The sequence below is a fragment of the Halobellus inordinatus genome, from assembly GCF_024498335.1.
Taxonomy (GTDB): domain Archaea; phylum Halobacteriota; class Halobacteria; order Halobacteriales; family Haloferacaceae; genus Haloquadratum; species Haloquadratum inordinatus.
In genome coordinates this window covers 138,325-155,685 of record NZ_CP101825.1, presented here as the reverse complement: position 1 = coordinate 155,685, position 17,361 = coordinate 138,325, and the positions used below count along the sequence as shown (strand labels likewise).

Annotated in this window: 20 protein-coding genes; 16 read left to right on the top strand and 4 right to left on the bottom strand. The window is 59.3% G+C overall.

All coding sequences use genetic code 11. The features are described 5' to 3' along the window. The first annotated feature begins 15 nt into the window (after positions 1 to 15). The 10 genes from NO362_RS00665 to NO362_RS00620 all read left to right on the top strand — a co-directional run bounded on the left by NO362_RS00665 (position 16) and on the right by NO362_RS00620 (position 7,745). Positions 16 to 1,137, top strand: coding sequence for a hypothetical protein (locus NO362_RS00665; protein ID WP_256545753.1), 1,122 nt, complete (start codon positions 16 to 18; stop codon positions 1,135 to 1,137). 189 nt (positions 1,138 to 1,326) lie between these two features. Then, entirely contained in the window at positions 1,327 to 1,698 is a 372-nt protein-coding gene (locus NO362_RS00660) for a hypothetical protein (RefSeq protein WP_256288340.1), read from the top strand. A 4-nt stretch (positions 1,699 to 1,702) separates the two neighbouring features. Further along, on the top strand, positions 1,703 to 2,119 hold the full coding sequence (locus NO362_RS00655) for a DUF8023 family protein (protein WP_256288339.1): 417 nt from the start codon (positions 1,703 to 1,705) through the stop codon (positions 2,117 to 2,119). A 113-nt stretch (positions 2,120 to 2,232) separates the two neighbouring features. Then, complete coding sequence (locus NO362_RS00650) at positions 2,233 to 2,472, top strand: hypothetical protein (protein WP_256545752.1); 240 nt, start codon at positions 2,233 to 2,235, stop codon at positions 2,470 to 2,472. Then, positions 2,465 to 3,994, top strand: coding sequence for an Env/VP5 family phage fusion protein (locus tag NO362_RS00645; RefSeq protein WP_256545751.1), 1,530 nt, complete (start codon positions 2,465 to 2,467; stop codon positions 3,992 to 3,994). Before NO362_RS00650 ends, NO362_RS00645 begins: the two co-directional genes overlap by 8 nt. Positions 3,995 to 3,997: 3 nt before the next feature. Next, complete coding sequence (locus NO362_RS00640) at positions 3,998 to 4,174, top strand: hypothetical protein (RefSeq protein ID WP_256545750.1); 177 nt, start codon at positions 3,998 to 4,000, stop codon at positions 4,172 to 4,174. Positions 4,175 to 4,203: 29 nt separating this feature from the next. Beyond that, on the top strand, positions 4,204 to 4,779 hold the full coding sequence (locus NO362_RS00635) for a DUF8063 family protein (RefSeq protein ID WP_500683715.1): 576 nt from the start codon (positions 4,204 to 4,206) through the stop codon (positions 4,777 to 4,779). Continuing rightward, entirely contained in the window at positions 4,779 to 5,612 is an 834-nt protein-coding gene (locus NO362_RS00630; RefSeq protein WP_256545748.1) for a DUF8125 domain-containing protein, read from the top strand. Before NO362_RS00635 ends, NO362_RS00630 begins: the two co-directional genes overlap by 1 nt. Beyond that, entirely contained in the window at positions 5,605 to 6,576 is a 972-nt protein-coding gene (locus NO362_RS00625; RefSeq protein ID WP_256545747.1) for a hypothetical protein, read from the top strand. Before NO362_RS00630 ends, NO362_RS00625 begins: the two co-directional genes overlap by 8 nt. Positions 6,577 to 6,809: 233 nt before the next feature. Next, the gene (locus tag NO362_RS00620) at positions 6,810 to 7,745 is read left to right on the top strand and encodes a hypothetical protein (protein ID WP_256545746.1); all 936 of its coding nucleotides are present in this window, start codon (positions 6,810 to 6,812) and stop codon (positions 7,743 to 7,745) included. A gap of 103 nt (positions 7,746 to 7,848) precedes the next feature. Here the strand turns inward: NO362_RS00620 and NO362_RS14680 are convergent, their stop codons facing one another. Together NO362_RS14680 and NO362_RS00615 are read right to left on the bottom strand one after the other, a co-directional pair. Then, entirely contained in the window at positions 7,849 to 8,136 is a 288-nt protein-coding gene (locus NO362_RS14680; RefSeq protein ID WP_500683714.1) for a winged helix-turn-helix domain-containing protein, read from the bottom strand. Next, positions 8,133 to 8,453, bottom strand: a complete 321-nt coding sequence (locus tag NO362_RS00615) for a winged helix-turn-helix domain-containing protein (protein WP_256545745.1) — start codon at positions 8,451 to 8,453, stop codon at positions 8,133 to 8,135. Before NO362_RS00615 ends, NO362_RS14680 begins: the two co-directional genes overlap by 4 nt. Positions 8,454 to 8,748: 295 nt before the next feature. Here NO362_RS00615 and NO362_RS00610 point away from each other — a divergent pair, with 295 nt between their 5' ends. Next, the gene (locus NO362_RS00610) at positions 8,749 to 9,777 is read left to right on the top strand and encodes a site-specific integrase (protein WP_256545744.1); all 1,029 of its coding nucleotides are present in this window, start codon (positions 8,749 to 8,751) and stop codon (positions 9,775 to 9,777) included. A gap of 327 nt (positions 9,778 to 10,104) precedes the next feature. Here the strand turns inward: NO362_RS00610 and ddfA are convergent, their stop codons facing one another. Beyond that, positions 10,105 to 10,365, bottom strand: coding sequence for a DdfA family disk-determining factor (ddfA, locus tag NO362_RS00605; protein WP_256545743.1), 261 nt, complete (start codon positions 10,363 to 10,365; stop codon positions 10,105 to 10,107). 137 nt (positions 10,366 to 10,502) lie between these two features. On the opposite strand from ddfA, the gene NO362_RS00600 reads away from it, so the two are divergent. Next, entirely contained in the window at positions 10,503 to 11,132 is a 630-nt protein-coding gene (locus NO362_RS00600) for an SOUL family heme-binding protein (protein WP_256545742.1), read from the top strand. A gap of 65 nt (positions 11,133 to 11,197) precedes the next feature. On the opposite strand, the gene NO362_RS00595 is transcribed toward NO362_RS00600, so the two are convergent. Then, positions 11,198 to 12,202: a halo transducer protein gene (locus NO362_RS00595; RefSeq protein WP_256545741.1), complete on the bottom strand. Its 1,005-nt coding sequence runs from the start codon at positions 12,200 to 12,202 to the stop codon at positions 11,198 to 11,200. Positions 12,203 to 12,341: 139 nt separating this feature from the next. Between NO362_RS00595 and NO362_RS00590 the strand changes: the two genes are divergently transcribed. From NO362_RS00590 to pstB, 4 genes are all read left to right on the top strand, one after another. Beyond that, entirely contained in the window at positions 12,342 to 13,547 is a 1,206-nt protein-coding gene (locus NO362_RS00590) for a substrate-binding domain-containing protein (protein ID WP_256545740.1), read from the top strand. A gap of 79 nt (positions 13,548 to 13,626) precedes the next feature. After that, positions 13,627 to 14,754: a phosphate ABC transporter permease subunit PstC gene (pstC, locus tag NO362_RS00585; RefSeq protein WP_256545739.1), complete on the top strand. Its 1,128-nt coding sequence runs from the start codon at positions 13,627 to 13,629 to the stop codon at positions 14,752 to 14,754. Next, positions 14,754 to 16,388: a phosphate ABC transporter permease PstA gene (gene pstA, locus NO362_RS00580; RefSeq protein WP_256545738.1), complete on the top strand. Its 1,635-nt coding sequence runs from the start codon at positions 14,754 to 14,756 to the stop codon at positions 16,386 to 16,388. Before pstC ends, pstA begins: the two co-directional genes overlap by 1 nt. Next, the gene (pstB, locus tag NO362_RS00575) at positions 16,381 to 17,286 is read left to right on the top strand and encodes a phosphate ABC transporter ATP-binding protein PstB (protein ID WP_256545737.1); all 906 of its coding nucleotides are present in this window, start codon (positions 16,381 to 16,383) and stop codon (positions 17,284 to 17,286) included. Before pstA ends, pstB begins: the two co-directional genes overlap by 8 nt. Positions 17,287 to 17,361: the final 75 nt, after the last annotated feature.

The window sequence follows — 17,361 nt, the reverse complement described above, 5'->3', positions numbered from 1 at the left end:
TAGTCAAACATAACGATGGCAAATAATCAAAATGCTTTCGTGATTCTGCCTTTTGAAGATGAATTCGAAAAGTTATACAACGAAAAAATAGCTCCGGTTTTGAGTGACCGAGGTTACGAAGTAAACAAGGCAGATTCAGTTGATTCACAGAGAGCGATTATTGAGGATATAATCAATGGCATTGCTAATGCCGATCTAATTGTAGCTGATCTGACCGGGACTAATCCAAATGTCTTCTATGAACTTGGGATTGCTCATGGACTAGGAGTCCCGACGGTTCTTATTGCACAGGATATCGATGAGCTACCTTTTGACTTAGCAGCTTACAAAACAATAGAATATTCGCTGCTATTTAGTGAAATCGAAGAGTTCGAAGAGGAAATAGCTGAAATTGGGGAAAATCATAAAAGCGGCGATATTGAGTTTGGCAGTCCTGTATCCGATTATGCTGAGGTAGAGATCTCCCATAGGCCTTCTCCAGAAACTGCACAAGAGGAAACAGCTGGTACGCAACAGACTGGTGAGGAAGGAGAAGTAGCAACAGGGGAAGAGACTAAAAAAGGTGTCCTTGAATTTCTCTCCAATATTGATGATAACATCAACGAACTAGAACAGTTGTTTGGTGAGATTGGTGAAGAATCGAAATCTCTTGAATCGGAGATTCTGACCCATACTAAAGAGATTCAGAATATGTCTGCTATAGAAAGTCAAGGAGGTCGAAAGAGGGTTAATAAAGTAGCAAGAGATATGGCTGATAGCCTCTCTGAATACTCCAGTTCTATTGAAGAGCGAATAGATCCAATTGACGAGAAATTGAATTTTGTGATGGACGCTATATCCTCGTTTATTGAATTCTCTGACACATCTGTAGAACAACAACGGGACGCACTTGAGGAATTGAATGACGCGCTGGACCCATTTATTAGAGATATTGAGGTCACAACGAACGAAATCAACCAGTTCCAGAATGAAATGTCAAGTATGAGGGGACTAAATAGAGAGCTAGATAAATCAATTAAAAACCTAAATAATAATCTCTCAGAGCTCGAAACTATCCTACAGAGTGGGCTAGCAAAAGCGGAGCGGTTTAAGTCTCTCATCGAGAATGACCTAGATGATTCGGATAAACAATCTTAATTGTGTTGTATATTGACAATTATTCTATGACAATATAACTGATTGGAATTTGTATTATAACCAAAATTACATACCTACCCGGGAATATCTAACTCGATGACATTATATAAATTATATTATATACTGATCTTCAATTTCACCCAGGAATAGACGGCGCTAGCATAGTTCCTCTCATCTGCCTAGATGGGTATGTCAACTGAAACCCCAAGCTTCGACGAGATGGAAACCGTCGACGCACCGGATCAGTCCGGTGACGGCGACGCAGAATGGATCGAACTCGACGCAGGCGAATCCGTTGTGGGCGAACTCCGCAAGCGCCAGGAGACCCAAGAGTACGACAACGACGTTCTCGAAATCGCACGCGGCCTCGGCGACGTTGTCGTGATGTTCTCGAACGGTCAGATCGACCGTCGACTGGACACCCTCGCAGACGAGTACGGTTCTGCTGAGGGCCTCGTCCTCGGGTTCAAGAAAACCGAGAAGACGCGCACGTTCACGCCTAACGGGTCAGACGAAGAGGTCGAATTCAACCTCTGGGAAGTCCGCCAGCTCAAGGAGTAGACCGATGGCTTCCAGTTCATCCTACTCGTCGATGACCGGCGCGCTCTCGGAGTACGCGAACCTCCGGACACTCCCGGCCATCTTCTCGGTCGTCTTCGTCGCGACCTCGCTGTACCAGTTCGGTGGCATCACCGAGATTACCCTCACGTGGTTCTCGAACTACTCGCTGACGACCGAACACGCGGCGCTCGCAGGTATCGCCGTCTACGCGGCGGCGTTTATGTCCTCAGAGACCAAGCGCTTCGAGAACTACGAAACCTGGGAACAGGTCGCTCTCGGCGCTGTTCCCGTGGTCACTCTCGGGTATCAGTACGTCACCGAGATACAGTCACTCATCAACGATCTCGGCGGTACCAGTCCGCTCGGTGCACAGCTTGCCTTTGCTGTGACGCTATTCGGCTGGTTCGTCGCTGTCCGCTGAGAGGCCTTCCCAATGTCCAACGTTTTTCGTAACCACGAACGGAAAGTCGCACTGCTCGGAGCGGGCGTGACCGCGTTCGCCCTGCTCTCGAAGCTCCTCACGGAGGGTCTACTATGAGCCGCGCTGTCGCGGCCACCTCGGTCGTCCTCGGCGCTGGCTTCTCGACCCTCGCCACGGTCATCACAGACCTATCAGTGTACGACGGCACCTTTCCGCTGATCTCTGTCGCTCCGCTTGCGGTCGGCCTCCTCGCCGCGAACCTCGTCTATCCCCATGACGACGATCGCGACGAGCTGCCCGATGGCCTCGACCGCGAAGCGATCAAGGAACTCGGAGGTGATCCCGATGCGTAGCAAGTTCGCCTCGGTCCTGATGGCCTTCCTGCTCGTCACTTCGGGAATGGCGGCCTCGACCGGCGCTGCCTCCGCGCAAACACTCACTGATAGCGAGTGTACTGGCATCATCTCCTTCGTTAAGAATGCGGTTTCCCTCGGTCTAACTGGAACTGGAACCGCTGAATGCGCCCCGACGAACACTGCCATCAAGGATATGAAGGATTCTGACGCCAACCAAACGAAGACTGACATCTACAACGCTGCGGCGGCCGAGAAAGGCAATAACGAGGTCTTCAACGCCGTTTACGGCAACTACCTGAACGACTCCCAGAGCGTGGCCTGGATGAAGATGCAGGTCGCTGTCGCTGAGGCGTACCAGAACGGTTCTTCAGAGTCCGTGGCCATCGCTGAGGCCAAACAGGCGATCTCGGACTACTATTCTGTCAAAGAGAAGAACATCGTGGAGAAGTGGCGCACCCAGCGGACGAATATGAAGTACCTGTATGATACCGCTGCAAGCGAGGACGGTATCAATAAGGAGTTTGCTGGCTACGCTGACCACATTACCAGCAAGGCGGGCGGTGCTTTCGATGCTGAGGATGACGAGCACCATGTTGAGTCCTACAATCTCTCAACTCGCACCTACACACTCCGCAACGGGTCCCAGGTAGAGTACCAGTCTATTCAGATCGAGGCCGTCAACGCTGGCGACGGGACGAGCAATACCTTCGAGCTTCTGATTACGACTGGCGAAGACCAGATGACCAGCGGTCACAGCATTGATAGTGCGACGGAGACGGCTGTTCGCGCTATCGGTGTCCAAGAGCCCACGTCGGACTACGACAAGCTCTACGTCATCCATACGAAGAAGTTCGCCAGTTCGCTCGACCGCATCCAAACGAAGAACTCCGAGCTTCAGACGGAGGCGGAGAACTTCGTTAACGCGACCTACGCCGACTTCTCGTCTGGTGAGGCAAATGCTTCCGACGTGATCTCGGCCAACACTGCGATGTTCGAGTACGCGACCCAGGCCGATGGTAACTCGTCGCTGTACGACTCGACGGCAGCCCTGTCGATGATGGGCTTCGACACGCCCAATATGAGCAGTTCCGGCACGATGGACGTGACCTACCAGGGTAACACCTATACGGGAATCGTCCTCGCTCGGAATGCGCCTGGTGGTGCTTGGGAGACTGGCACCACCTACAACACGTCGAATATCACTGGCCCGGTCTTCCTTGCGACGACTGACGGCCAGAAAGTCGACTTCGCTGAGGGTGAAACCTTCACGATCGACCAGATGCGCGCCAAGGACGGCTCGAACACGACCCAGGTGAACACGACGAACTACGTATACAAAACTGCGAACACGTCTGAACTCAACGAGATGCAAAGTCAGCTTATTGATCTCCGCGAGGAGATCGAGGCGCGCGAGCCTGACGGCGGCGGCGCTGGTGGCTCTGGTCTGAACGACCAGATGATGATCGCCATCGTTGCTCTCGCTGGCGCTGCGCTCCTGTTCGGAGGGAGGCAGAACTAAGCGATGTACTGGCTCTTGATTCGACTCCTACCAGTGCGCTCGATCGCCGGGATCGCGCTACTGGTCCTCGGCCTACAGCTTGCGGGCGTCGACGTGATCGGGATCGGCCTCGATCTCCTCGGCCTCCCCGACTGGCGCTGGACCGGCCTCGGTCTCGACTCGCTCGGCTCGCTCTGGTAGCGAACTAATCCTTTTCACCCCTACCCGCTATGAACCACAAACTCGCACTCATCGCGTGCTTAGTCCTCGGGCTACTTGTCGCGCCACCAGCAGCGGCACAGTCCGATGAATTGACTGCGACCCCGACCTCGACGACGACCGCGACGCCCAGCAGCTCGTCGACGAACTCGACTTCGCTCTTGGCGGTCGATCAGCATACTGATCTCGTCGACAAACGGTACAACCGAAATACCGGCACCCTGACCCTGACCTTCGAGGCGGATCGGTACGCTCCGATCTCCCTCCTGGTGATCGAGGATACCGACTCGTCGACTGGCTCGGCCACGTTCACCAAACGCTACCTGCAACCGGACGAAACAACGGAGGTCCAAATCGAGGCATCGCCGAACACTCGGGTCTGGATCTCGACTGATCTCTCGCAAGAGAACGGCGTCGTCCACTTCGTCCAAACCACCGAAGGTAGCGCGCTGATCTCTGGCCCCTGGACCGCGGCTGATGTTCGGGATGCTGCGCTCGCTTCTGCGTCCGGTGTCGCGCTGATGGTCTTGTACCGGCTTGTCGTTGAACGCTCTGCGGTCAACAAGGACGGGGAGCGTGTTGCCTGATGCCAGAACAATCAGATCCCGACCAACCGGAAGAAGCGACGGCCGAGGAGACACGCACCGGCCATACCGATCAGCCCGACGACCCCCGTTGGTTCCGCGCGCTCGTCTGGCTCGTCGTTCGTGGGAAGTACCTGCTCGGCGCTGCTGCCTTGGTCGTCTTTGCTGTCCTGATCGCCACCGGAACCTCAGTCCCGCGTACGGTTCGGATCGGGACAATCGCCTTCATCGTCTCGACCTTCACGGTCGGTCGGTGGACAGCAGCGAAGACGCTCGACCTCATCGACGGTCCCGGTTGGGTCTGGCTCGTCGACGTCGATCTCCTCGACCTCGACGGTGCCGGGATCTACCGCTGGCCTCGTCCCCGCTGGAAAGAGGTCGAAGTCGTCGACGGACAGCTCTACTGGTCCAGTCCCTCGCTCGCGTTCGGGAAGAATGTCGATCTCGAAGCAAACACGGTCGAAGGTGTCTGGCCCGGCACGCTCAACGACCGCGAGCTGATGATCGCACTCTCGAAGGTCCACGAACTCCGGAATGTCCTCGAAGAAGATGCCCAGCGCGGGTTCGCCATCGAGACGCAAGTCTTCTCGATCGTCCGGTCTGCCACGAGGCAGGCTGTCCTCTCTGTGGTCCAGACCTTCGAGAAGTCGACGCTTCCCGATCGCGGCGAGTCGATCAATCAGGCCATCGACGACGCGATAGAACAGTTTGACCTCGACCGGCATATCCGCGATCGCGACGATGACGACCCGCTTGACGAGTTCGATGGTTCTGATCTCGATGCCGCGGCCCAAGCAGCTGCCTCGAACCAAACGGAGGCTGCAACCGATGACTAACGTCAACGAACACCTCCTGACCGCAGCAAAGCTCTACGAACAGGCCCGCGGTCGAATGGACAACGAGGCCGATCTGCTCTCGCACGCTGGCCTCCCGCTTGACCAGGAGGATCACGATGTTCTCTCGTTCCTCCACGATGAGCCGATCAGCGACGAACTCGGAGCATTCGAGGAGACACGGCTCGGTCAGGTCGTCGACGCGCACCTCCGTTCGGAAAGCGCCACGCGAGCGGTCAAACAGGGCGACGGTGAGGCCATGTCGTACCTTGTCGGGATTACTGAGCAGGATCTCGACGCGAGCGCGCTTACTCTCCCGGCTCGAATCCTCGACGAACTCGATCGCGACGGCGCGCTGACTACTGTCCTCGCGGCTGGTGATCCGAACACGGGGAAGACGAACAGTGCGTGGCTCTTAGTCGAACTCGGTCGGACGCTCTGGGATGACCTCCTGATCCTGAGCAACGCCCGCGCGAGTATCGTCGACGAACGGGTAACCACCTGCCACGATCTCGCGCTGTCCCTGCTCGAACACCGCGACCGGCCGAAAGCGGTCGTGATCGACGAGGGCTCGACCCACTTCGACGCGCGGACGAACTCTCACGATGTTGCCACCCAGTGGTCTCCCCTACTCAAGCGGATGAGTAAGCTCGGCGTCGAGCTGGTGATCGTGATCGGCCATACGGGGAAAGACGTTGATCCGGAGATGAAGCGCCTCACCTCGCTGGCATTCTACAAGACTGAGCCGAAGACTATCGAGTTCTACCGTCGCTGGCCCGCGGACTCGGACCGCCCAACAGAGCAGTTGTTCGGTGGTTCGGTCGAATCACTCGAGGCGACGGCGGTAGAGTACGACCCCGACGAGCCTGCCCCGTGGAGCTGGAACCTCCGCTCGAACCTGTTCGACCTCGACCTCTCCTGGTCGGAACTCTTAGCAGAACTTCGCGATCGTGGCCCCGACGACTAGGGACGGAGTCCACCGTCGGGGCGGTCCCACGTGGCTGCGGTAGCGGTCCTCCTGTGACCGGAGCGAGACGCAACGGACCCAGCGGTAGCCCGGAACGGCGCGCAGCGCCGCACGCCCGGAACGTGGCCGTACCGTCGAGAGGAGGGATTCAGCCACACTATAGAGTACTTATTACAGAACAGTGCCTTACTGTGAGAGGATATTAGTATTATTAGCCATATTCGACTTATGTAATGACAAATTCTGATCTTGATGATTTACCTGAAGAACTCACCAAGAGGATATCTGATGAAATAAGTAGAATGTATGGTAGCCGAAAATATCCGGATTCCCTCAATCTTCCAAAACCAGGAGGAACATCGCCTTTATGGCGATATATTGACTTTACCCAGTACGTTTCTATTTTAGAAAAAGAGGCTCTTCACTTTTCAAGGCCCCTAGAATTTTCAGATTCGTTTGAGGGCTCTTTGCCGAAGAAGAACATCGAGAATAGGAAAAACCAGGTATCGAATCTTGAGGCTGAATCTATTATTAGGGAAGTGGTCCAAGACAATCTTTCTACCTCAGAGGATGAGGTTGAAGAAATGGTAGAATTGTTTCTTGATGCACTTAATGAAAGACTGGGTGGTAAATTAGGTATATATAATCAGGTATCCGAAGAGATAAATAAAAGATATGCTCGTCATATTGTGATTAATTGCTGGCATCAGAAACCTAACGAAACTGCAGCAATGTGGAATGTATATACAGATACGGGAATAGTAATGAAGTCTAACTTAAATAAGGTTGTTGAATCTATTGACGGTTTGGCACCATACGAAATGCCTCCAGAAAACCCCGATGCAATTCGTAGCCCCATTATTGGAAAAGTCAAGTATATTGACTATGACCGCGAAGAAATGCCAGACACGTTTGTCCATCCCTTTTTCTATAAAAGAAAGAGTTTCAAGACCGATCAAGAGGTGAGAATTGCTCACTTTGATCTAGACAAAGAATTTGATGAATCTGGTGAATACAGGCCTGTGAGTGTTTCTGACTTAATTGAAGAAGTCCGGTTAGCACCGGGTTCTAAAGAATGGTATAAGGATCTAGTTAAATCAATCACACGAGAATTCGATTTTGACTTTCCTGTTGTGGATTCAAACCTCGAAGGAGAGCCACAGTATTAGCAATATACACACATTTAAGACCTGTTTTCAGCAATTTCTCACGACCCACCCAATTTCCCTAACGATATAGCGTGACCCCCTCCTTGTGGGGGGTCGCGCGATGTTAATATTTCATCGACCACCGCGGCAGAGTTCCAGCGTCTAAATCGCCGCGTAGATATGCTAATCCCCACGATGTAATCTCGTACATATCATCATAGACTGGAGCAATCAGCTCGCGATCTGCTAGTTGCTTACACCGTTGCTGGACATACTTCTCGTCAATCTCGATTCTCTCTAAGTGTGTCTCCCGTGCGATCGTTTTTGGAGTCGCCCACGATGTGTCGGCCAGGTGTTCGAGGATACGCTCGTCTGTGGGGTACATCCAGCGCCCCTGGCGTCGGACAGTCATTGTCCTGCTTGATCACTCCCTTGCTCGGAGTTCGCATCAGATGTGTCTACAGTAACATCATTCGTCTCGGATGCGTCGTATGTGCCTTCAAGATATGCTCTCCCTTCGTCGGTGATTCGATAGACAGCAGTGGAGACCTCCTGAATGAGACCGTGATCGGCTAACTTCTGACATCGCTGCCCCACATAAGCACGGCTATATGGAATCCTGCTATCATTGGCAATCTCAGATGGTCGCATAAACCCACCCTCGTCCTCTTCGAGGAGTTCGAGGATGCGTTCATCGAGCAGGACCATCCATTTGCCCGATTTTCGCATACAATCTATCGCAACGGGAGAACAATATAACCTGAGTATCGTATCTATACACATCACCCGAAACTATAACAACAGTCAGTATAGATAGTATCAGTGCGGAGCCATCGAGTAGGACACTGATGACTCTAGTCGGTCGTTGAGGAGCGGGACCGTGTTCCAGCACGGTCCCAGAAGGTGGCTTCGTTCCTTGTGATGAGTGAAGCCAGCTACGCGGGCTATGCCCGCACGAAGGACGAAACGGCGCATTTTGAAAACAGCATCGGCTCTCTCGCCAGTTCAACCGAGGTGGGTACTGGTGAGTGATGATCTCCGTGAGGTCGCTCCCGACGTTGCCAAGGACATCTACCTGCAACAGCGGTGGGACGACCTCAGTGAGGCGACTCTCAAGACTCACCGCTACCGGATCGAGGCGTTCGTCGACTGGCTCGAAGATCGAGGTGTTTCGAATATGTCTGAGGTCGACGGCCTCACAGTTCACAATTACAGAGTCTATCGGCGCGAAGAAGATGGACTCAAGAAGGTCTCTCTTCAGGGACAGATTTCGACTGTCCGTCAATTCCTCCGAGTGCTTGCGTCGGTCAACGCAGTTGACCCTGACGTTGCTGAGAAGGTCCTTCTCCCGACTGTCCGGAAGGGTGAGGACGTAAACGAAAAACGACTTGAAACTGGTCGGGCACAGAAAGCTCTCGAATACCTCGAACAGTATCAGTACGCGTCTCGTCCTCACGTCGAGCTGCTACTGATCTGGCGTCTTTCGGCACGCCGTGGTGGTATCCGTTCCTTCGACCTCAGCAATTTCGATGATAGTGGCGATAGTCCCGTACTGGAGTTCCGACACCGTCCGGAGACTGGAACTCCGCTGAAAAACGGGAAGTGGTCTGAACGGGACTGCGTTGTCAAGAGCGAGTCTCTGGCGCAGACGCTTCGTGATTATATCGACGGTCCTCGGAAGGATGTCCGTGATGATCACGACCGAGCGCCGCTGCTAACGACGAAGTACGGTCGGGTGTCGCTCGGTACGATCAAGCAGGATATGTATCGGGTCACGCGGCCGTGTATGTACGGTCTGGAGTGCCCGCACGACCGCGAGCCGGATACTTGTGAAGCGACGCGGCACGATAAGGCGAGCACTTGTCCGTCGTCCCGATCTCCTCATATGATTCGGACGGGGTCGCTGACAGCGCACCTCGATGCTGGGACTCCGAAGCCGGTTCTCAGTGATCGGGCTGATGCTACCGAGGATACGCTTGACCGACATTATGATCAGGCGTCGAAGCGCGAGCAGATGTTTCGGCGTGAGGATTTCATCGCGGAGGATCTGTGATGACGGACCGCATTCCCGTGGCCGCATCCCTTCGCAGTCGGGCGATCTGGTATCCGTGTTGGCCCACCTTCCACACGGTCGGTCTCCGACCGGCCGTGGTTGGGGCCCCAACTCCCCAGCCATCTAACTTCGTGCGATACTCACACTCGAGAGCGACTCGTGTATCCAAAGCGCGTTCTCTGTGGCTCTCTCGTCAGTGGCGTCAGCGTCGACGACGGCCTACAGTAGCGTGTGCAACTGAGCCCGAAGCAGATCGGTCACCGACGGCGACGCTGTTCGTCGCAGTCGCCGGAGTCGGGAGCGCCCCCGACCGGATTCCCGAGACGCTTAGTCGTCGTCGGCTGGGAGTTTCTCGATGCGCTCTGTGACGTCGGCGTCGACGCTGACTGTCCCGTCGCTATCGACGGTGACTCGGTGATTCGCGTAGGTGAACGAAATGTTGCCGTTCGCCATCGCATCGACGAGTGCCTCGAGTGCGTCCGGATCGATCGACTCGTACAGCGGGGGGAGTTCCAACACGTCGCACTCAGATGCCTCCGCAACTGCTTCGACAACACGTTCGGACGTCGTCGGCTCTACGCCGGCCATAGTGCAGCCTGGGGCACATCACATATAAACGTTCGTCAGGAAAGTTTTTTACACGAGCATCCGAAGCCGACTGGTCAGAGTCGTCTGCGCATCGGTTTGGGGGCGGAATTAATCTGTCTGCCGAGCGAACAGTACGTATGGGAAGACTCACCAGAGCCGCGCTCGTCGGCGGCGGGGCAGTCCTCGCCGGCTGGATCGCGTGGGGACTGTACGCGACCCGGTCGGCCGAGTCAGTCCCGTTCGAACGCGTGCGAACGCTCGACGGCGTCGAAGTACGGCGGTATCCGCAGTTGGTGCTCGCCGAAACGACGGCGTCCGATCAGATCACAGCGTTTCGCCGACTGTTCAGATACATTTCGGGCGCTAACGAAGGCGAGACGTCGATCTCGATGACTGCACCCGTCGAGACGCAGGGGGCGTCCGTCTCGATGACGGCCCCGGTGCGGACCGAATCGACCGGCGACGGCGACGCGGTGCGGATGGCCTTCTACCTGCCGGCGGAGTACGGTCCCGACACTGCGCCGGAACCGACGGCGTCGACAGTGACACTCACCACCGAACCCGAGCGAACTGTCGCCGTGAAACAGTTCTCCTGGTACGCGCCCCGATGGCGGGTCGCACGGCAGGAGCGAGCGCTCCTCGCGGCGCTCGATCGGGCTGGCATCGACCCCGTCGGCGACCCCTCGCTTCTCCGGTACAACGACCCGTGGACACCGCCGTTTATGCGCCGGAACGAGGTCGCCGTGGCGGTCGAAGACGATGGATGATCCACCGAATATGAGGAGCGGTCCACCGAAGACGGCCCGACACCTGCCGGCCCGTCTCGTCCCGTCTACGCTGACTGCGGGTACGCCTCGTCGAGCGAGCGCGCCCGCTCCAGTTCTGCCTGGACCTCCCCCCACGGGACGGGCGGGTCGACCGATTCGAGCGTGGCCCGGAAGGCGTCGATCCGGTCGCCGTACTGGTCACGCCACGCGGGCCGTGCGGTGGCGGCGAGGTCGTCGCCGAGTTCCTGGGCGCGTGCGTCGATCTCGTCGAGTCGGCGTTCGATCGCGTCGACCCACTCGCCGTCGGCGTCGTCCCACGCGTTCAGTTGCCGGTGGTCGTCGAGTTCGGCGCGCACGTCGGCGACGAGCAGTCCCGTCAGTTCGGCGCGCAAGACCGCGTCGACCCACGTCTCGGCGTCAGGATCGTCTCCCGGCGCGATGACGTCGAGCGCCTCCGCGACGGCGTCGACGTCCTCTTCGAGGGCGCTCTGTCTCCGCTCGGGCGTCGTGAGCCACGTCTCGAAGTCTTCGATGTCGAGCTGCAGCTCGTCGGCCCGCTGCTGGACGTCCTGTGCCCCCGACGCGACGCGTCGGAGTCCCATAACCGACTCGTAGAGGTCGTCGGGGTCGTCCTCGGGGTTCGAGACGCGCTGAAGCTCGGATCCCAGTTCGCGAACACGCGTGGTGACTTCATCGAGCGTCGTCTCGTAGCGGTCCAAGCGCCCCCGGACGAGATCGAGATCTGCGACGCCCTCGGCGGTGTCCCGCGCGTCGTCGAGCGCCATCTCTCCGAGTTCGGCGCGCGTCTCTGCCGTCGCGAGCATCTTCGAGGTGTCCGAGACGGTCTCTTCGATCCCATCGCGCGTCACCCGGTCGCCCTCGGTGACGTGGTCGAGCACCGACCGTACCGTCTCGGGGTCGCGTTCGGGGCCTGCGGCGACGATCGCCTCCGCCGCCGCGTCCGTCGACAGTCCTACGACGCCGTCGCCCCCGTCGTCGCCGTCCGTTCGCTTCCGGGTCATTATCGACGCGTTGCCAGCGAGACGGTTTACGTCCTGTCGTTCGTCCATACAGTGGTGTATATAGTGCTATAGACGGGTGTGTGCGGGCTATACTGCTACGCTCGGAACCCATCCCTCGGTACGGGCGTGGAGACGCATAGACCCCTATTATAAACCGCTTTTGTCCGATACGGATTCGATCCAGTTGATGACGCGTGAATCAGACCGTCTCGCGGACCGAGTATCACGTCGGAAGTTCCTAATTGCGTCTGGCGCCGTCGGCACCGCCGGGCTCGCGGGCTGCTCGGGGCAGTCGGACTCCGGTGGGGACGCGGAGACCGAGGCTGCTGCGGACGAGAGCACGCCGACCGAACAGTCGAGCCAGGACACGGCGTCCTCCGAGAGTGGCAGCAGCGGCCCCTCGATGCTTACCGCCGAGGGCTCCTCGACGGTCTACCCGATCGCAAACAAAGGGAGTTCCTACTGGAACGCCAACGCACCGCCGGATGACGGTGAATACTGGGGCTCGAACCCCGAAGAGGGCAACACTGTTCCCGGGTGGGAGGCGCTCGGCGAGCCGGATATGCGCATCGCCGACTACTTCGCGAGCCTCTACGGCTTCGAGCCGGGCGGTCAACAGGCGACGCCGCCGTTCCCGACCAGCATCGGCCTGAGCCACTCGGGTACCGGGTGTCAGTCGGTCGTCGACGGCCTCGTCGACATCGGCAACTCCTCGGGTCCGATCACGGCCGAACTCGGCTGGAGCGAGAGCAAAGCCGAAGAGGAAGTCGTCGACCACGTCCTCGGCCGCGACGGCCAGCCGGTCGTCGTCAGTAGCGACGTCTACAACAACGGTGTCACACAGCTCACCGGTGATCAGGTCCGCAAGATCTACCAGGACGAGATCACCAACTGGAGCGAAGTCGGCGGTCCGGATCAGGAGATCTACGTGATCGGCCGTGCGGAAGGCTCCGGGACGGACACCGCGTTCCGGCTCAATATGCTGGGTTCCGCCGACGCCCCGATGCCGGGCGTCGACACCCGGTTCGGTCAGAACCAGCAGGTCGCCCAGGCCGTCTCGCAGAACGAGGGCGCCATCGCGTATATGGCGCTGGCGTTCACGAGCGACACCGTCCTCCCCATCGGTATCGAGTTCGAGGGCACGCTGTACGAGCCCGACAAGGACGCCGAGAACACGATCTTCGACTCCGCGTACCCGCTCAACCGTGACCTCCACCAGTACACGAAGATCACGGAGGACACCCCCAGCGGCACGGATATGCGCGAGGCCGCGTTTATGAATATGTTCCTGACGGACTTCGGCCAGCAGGTGTTCGTCGAAGCGAACAACTACATCCCGCTGCCGACCGCCGACATCGAGGCCGAGAAGGCGAAGCTCCCTGAGCAGGTGTAACGCCGGCTGTCGCAACTCGCCTCGCCGTACAACCAGTTCGTCCATTTATCCACTCATACGATGCACACGTTCAGCAACGATGGCACAGGCAACTAGCGAAGAGACCGGCGTGGAGGCGCTCGGCCACCTCGTCAGACGCTTCCGCAACTTCGTCGAGGAGACCGACCGGGAGGCGCTCGCCGTCGTCGGCGTGATGTCGGCCGCACTCGTGGCCGCGTTCGCCGGCTTCCTCTTGGTCTCCTCGTACACGGTCGCTCCCGTCGCCGTCTTCCTCGTCACGGCCAGCTACGGTTGGCTCCGACACCAGGGCCTGACGGCACGGCTTCTCACGCTGACGATGACGGTGTCCACGATCCTGATATTGATCCTCATCACCGCGTTCATCTTCGTCGAGGCGGTTCCAGTCGTCTTCTACGAGAGCGCGACGGTGTTCGGGATCGAGATCCCCGGGCTCCGGATGTTCATCCAGCCGGAGTGGGACGCGGTCTCCTCGCCGATACGCTACTCGATGGTCCCGATGATCCACGGGACGGTTATGGTCACGCTCGTCGCGACCGCCGTCGCCGCGCCGCTCGGCGTCGCTGCCGCGCTGTTCCTCTCCGAAATCGCACCGCGAACCGTCCGTGAATTAGTCAAGCCCGGTGTCGAGATCCTCGCCGGGATTCCGTCGATCGTCTACGGCTTCATCGGATTCACCGTCCTGAGTCCGTGGGCGTCCGATCAGTTCGACATCCTCGGTCAGGGGACGTACCTGTTCGTCGGCGTCGTCGTCGGCCTGATGGCGCTGCCGACGGTCGTCTCCGTCGCCGAGGACGCGCTCAACAGCGTGCCGGAGTCGATGAAGAGCGGATCGCTGGCGGTCGGCACGACCGACTGGCAGACGATGACTTCGATCACGCTGCCGGCCGCCTTCTCCGGTGTCTCCGCGGCGGTCCTCCTCGGTGTCGGCCGGGCCATCGGCGAGACGATGGCCGCGACGGTGATGCTCCGCGGCGTCCCCAAACTCACGGACCCGCTGTACAACGTGTTCTACGGACAGGAGACGCTGACGTCGCTCATCGCCCGGAACTACGGCGAGGCAGACGGCCTCCAGATGGACGCGCTGTTCGTCGCCGGCGTCATCCTGTTTGTCACCGTCCTCGTCATCTCGGTCGGGTCGCAGTACGTCGAGTGGCGGATGCGCAAGAAGTTCGGAGGTGACGTCTGATGGCGGGTGCGACGCGAACCCGACTGGTCCGAGAGGACACCTCGGGTGCTGACGCGGTCGCGGCGCTCGCGGTGGGTGTCGCCTCGGTGCTCTTCGGGCTCGGTCTCGCCGCGATGTTCGAGGTGGTCGGACTCACGGGTACGCTCGCCGGCGTTCCGACGCTCCCGCTTCTCGGCGGCCTCCTGCTCGTCCAGGGTGTCGCCGTCGTCGTGTTCGGCGTCGGCTCCCGGTTCGGTGCCGTCGAGACGAACCCGCGGCCGGACGCCGGCATCGTCGCCGCCGTCGCCTTCACGCTGATCTGGTTCGTCGTCGGCGGGCTCGTCGCCTCCCAGGTGCTCGGCCTCGGCCTCGCCGGCTGGCTTCTCGGGGCGATTCTGACGGGGGCAGCCGGATTCGCGGCGACCGTCCTCCCGCGTGAGGACGTCGGCTCGACGCTCCCCGCTGGCGTCGTGACCGCGCTCGTGGGCCTCGTCTTTCTCAGTGGCTACATCGCGCCGACGTCGGTCTGGGACCTCGGCTGGGTACAGAAGGCGTCGCTGACGGCCGAATTTATGGTGCCCGTCGTGACGGTCTTCTGTGCGCTCCTGACCGGCTGGGCCGCCGCGAAGGCCTACGGCGGCTTCGGCGCCCGCGGCCGCCGCGTCGGCGCGTATCTCCTCGTCTATCTGAACGCGGCCGCGATCGTCGGCGTGCTCTTCGCGCTCGTCGCGTTCACCGTCTTCAAGGGCGTTCCGGGCCTCTTCCGCGGCCTCACCTTCGGTCCCGGCGTCGGTCCGGAGTCGACGGTCGCGCTGTTCGGCGCGAGCGTCACCTTCTCTTGGCCGGTCTACTTGCCGTTCGCGATGAACGGCGTCGGCCTCCTCAACGACCTCAACGGCGTCCTCCCGGCGATCGTGGGGACGTTCTGGCTCGTCGTCGGCGCGGTGCTGTTCGCGGTCCCGCTCGGCGTCGGCGCGGCGATCTTCCTCACCGAGTACGCCGAGCGCGGTCGCTTCACGCAGGTCGTCGAGGTAGCGACCAACGGACTGTGGAGCACCCCGAGCATCGTCTTCGGTCTGTTCGGGTTCGCGTTCCTCATCCCCCGGTTCGGCAACGGGAAGTCGCTGCTCGCGGGGATGCTGACGCTCGGCTTTATGCTGCTCCCGCTGGTGGTGATCACGAGCCGCGAAGCGATGCTTTCGGTCCCCGACGAGTACCGGGACGCGAGCGCGGCACTCGGCGTCACCAAGTGGCAGACCATCCGCAGCGTCGTGCTCCCGGCCGCCCTGCCCGGTGTCGTCACGGGGACGATCCTCGGCGTCGGCCGGATCGCCGGCGAGACGGCCCCGATTCTCCTGACGATGGCCGGCGGGGTGTTCGTCCCGGGGAGCCAGACCGCCGACGTGATCGGCGGCTTCCAGTTCACGGCTGCCCCGCCGTTCGTCTCGAATCCCGAACTGCTGCAGGCGACGTCTGCGCTCCCGTATCAGCTCTACGCGCTCATCACGGCCGGTGTCGGCGCGTCCGGAAACGTCGGCAACCCCGACCAGTTCCGCTGGGCGACGGCGCTCATCCTACTGCTGGTCGTGTTGTCGTTCTACGCGGTCGGCATCGTGACGCGATACTACTTCCGGAGGAAACTCGACTATGAGTGAGACCAAACAGAACCCACGAAAGGATACGACCCAGCCGCTGCAGACCACGAGCGGCGAATCAGAAGAGAAGCTGCGCTCGGAGTGGACGGAGTACGAGTTCGACGGCCGCACGAAACTCGCCGTCGAGGACCTCGACGTCTACTACGGCGACGACCACGCGCTCAAGAGCGTCTCGATGGACATCCCCGAACAGAGCGTCACGGCGCTCATCGGGCCGTCGGGCTGCGGAAAGTCCACGTTCCTCCGGTGTCTCAACCGGATGAACGACCGGATCAACTCCGCACGCGTCGACGGCTCGGTCGCGTTCGACGGCAAGGAGATCTACCAAGACGGCGTCGATCTGGTCGAGCTCCGAAAGCGCGTCGGGATGGTGTTTCAGTCGCCGAACCCGTTCCCGAAGTCGATTCGTGCCAACATCTCCTACGGCCCGCGAAAGCACGGCGACATCGACACCAGCCTCCTCGCGAAGGTCTTCGGGCGAAGCGACGAGGACGCCGAAGAACGGCTGGTCGAGCGCTCGCTCAGGCAGGCCGCGCTGTGGGACGAAGTCTCCGACCGCCTCGACGACAACGCCCTCGGGCTCTCGGGTGGGCAACAGCAGCGACTCTGTATCGCTCGCGCGCTCGCCACTGACCCCGAGGTGTTGCTGATGGACGAACCCGCCTCCGCGCTCGACCCGATCGCGACCGCGAAGATCGAGGAGCTCATCCACGACCTCGCGGAGGACTACACGGTCGTCATCGTGACGCACAATATGCAGCAAGCCGCCCGCATCTCGGATCAGACCGCTGTCTTCCTGACTGGCGGCGAACTCGCCGAGTACGGCGACACCGACCAGGTGTTCGAGGACCCCCAGAGTCAGCGTGTCGACGACTACATCAGCGGCAAGTTCGGATAACACGGCTTCGCCCTCCCGCGTGCCGCTGTCGGCCGCCCGACTCCCGCTCGACGCGCCGTGACACTGCTGGCACCG

Bases quoted from the DNA above. Each gene is read 5' to 3' on its own strand.
- NO362_RS14680 (WP_500683714.1), bottom strand. From the start codon at position 8,136: ATGACTGTCCGACGCCAGGGGCGCTGGATGTACCCCACAGACGAGCGT.
- pstC (WP_256545739.1), top strand. From the start codon at position 13,627: ATGGCACAGGCAACTAGCGAAGAGACCGGCGTGGAGGCGCTCGGCCAC.
- NO362_RS00590 (WP_256545740.1), top strand. From the start codon at position 12,342: ATGACGCGTGAATCAGACCGTCTCGCGGACCGAGTATCACGTCGGAAG.
- pstB (WP_256545737.1), top strand. From the start codon at position 16,381: ATGAGTGAGACCAAACAGAACCCACGAAAGGATACGACCCAGCCGCTG.
- NO362_RS00615 (WP_256545745.1), bottom strand. From the start codon at position 8,453: ATGCGAAAATCGGGCAAATGGATGGTCCTGCTCGATGAACGCATCCTC.
- ddfA (WP_256545743.1), bottom strand. From the start codon at position 10,365: ATGGCCGGCGTAGAGCCGACGACGTCCGAACGTGTTGTCGAAGCAGTT.
- NO362_RS00645 (WP_256545751.1), top strand. From the start codon at position 2,465: ATGCGTAGCAAGTTCGCCTCGGTCCTGATGGCCTTCCTGCTCGTCACT.
- NO362_RS00630 (WP_256545748.1), top strand. From the start codon at position 4,779: ATGCCAGAACAATCAGATCCCGACCAACCGGAAGAAGCGACGGCCGAG.
- NO362_RS00655 (WP_256288339.1), top strand. From the start codon at position 1,703: ATGGCTTCCAGTTCATCCTACTCGTCGATGACCGGCGCGCTCTCGGAG.
- NO362_RS00650 (WP_256545752.1), top strand. From the start codon at position 2,233: ATGAGCCGCGCTGTCGCGGCCACCTCGGTCGTCCTCGGCGCTGGCTTC.
- NO362_RS00595 (WP_256545741.1), bottom strand. From the start codon at position 12,202: ATGGACGAACGACAGGACGTAAACCGTCTCGCTGGCAACGCGTCGATA.
- NO362_RS00635 (WP_500683715.1), top strand. From the start codon at position 4,204: ATGAACCACAAACTCGCACTCATCGCGTGCTTAGTCCTCGGGCTACTT.
- NO362_RS00640 (WP_256545750.1), top strand. From the start codon at position 3,998: ATGTACTGGCTCTTGATTCGACTCCTACCAGTGCGCTCGATCGCCGGG.
- NO362_RS00625 (WP_256545747.1), top strand. From the start codon at position 5,605: ATGACTAACGTCAACGAACACCTCCTGACCGCAGCAAAGCTCTACGAA.
- NO362_RS00665 (WP_256545753.1), top strand. From the start codon at position 16: ATGGCAAATAATCAAAATGCTTTCGTGATTCTGCCTTTTGAAGATGAA.
- NO362_RS00620 (WP_256545746.1), top strand. From the start codon at position 6,810: ATGACAAATTCTGATCTTGATGATTTACCTGAAGAACTCACCAAGAGG.
- pstA (WP_256545738.1), top strand. From the start codon at position 14,754: ATGGCGGGTGCGACGCGAACCCGACTGGTCCGAGAGGACACCTCGGGT.
- NO362_RS00660 (WP_256288340.1), top strand. From the start codon at position 1,327: ATGTCAACTGAAACCCCAAGCTTCGACGAGATGGAAACCGTCGACGCA.
- NO362_RS00600 (WP_256545742.1), top strand. From the start codon at position 10,503: ATGGGAAGACTCACCAGAGCCGCGCTCGTCGGCGGCGGGGCAGTCCTC.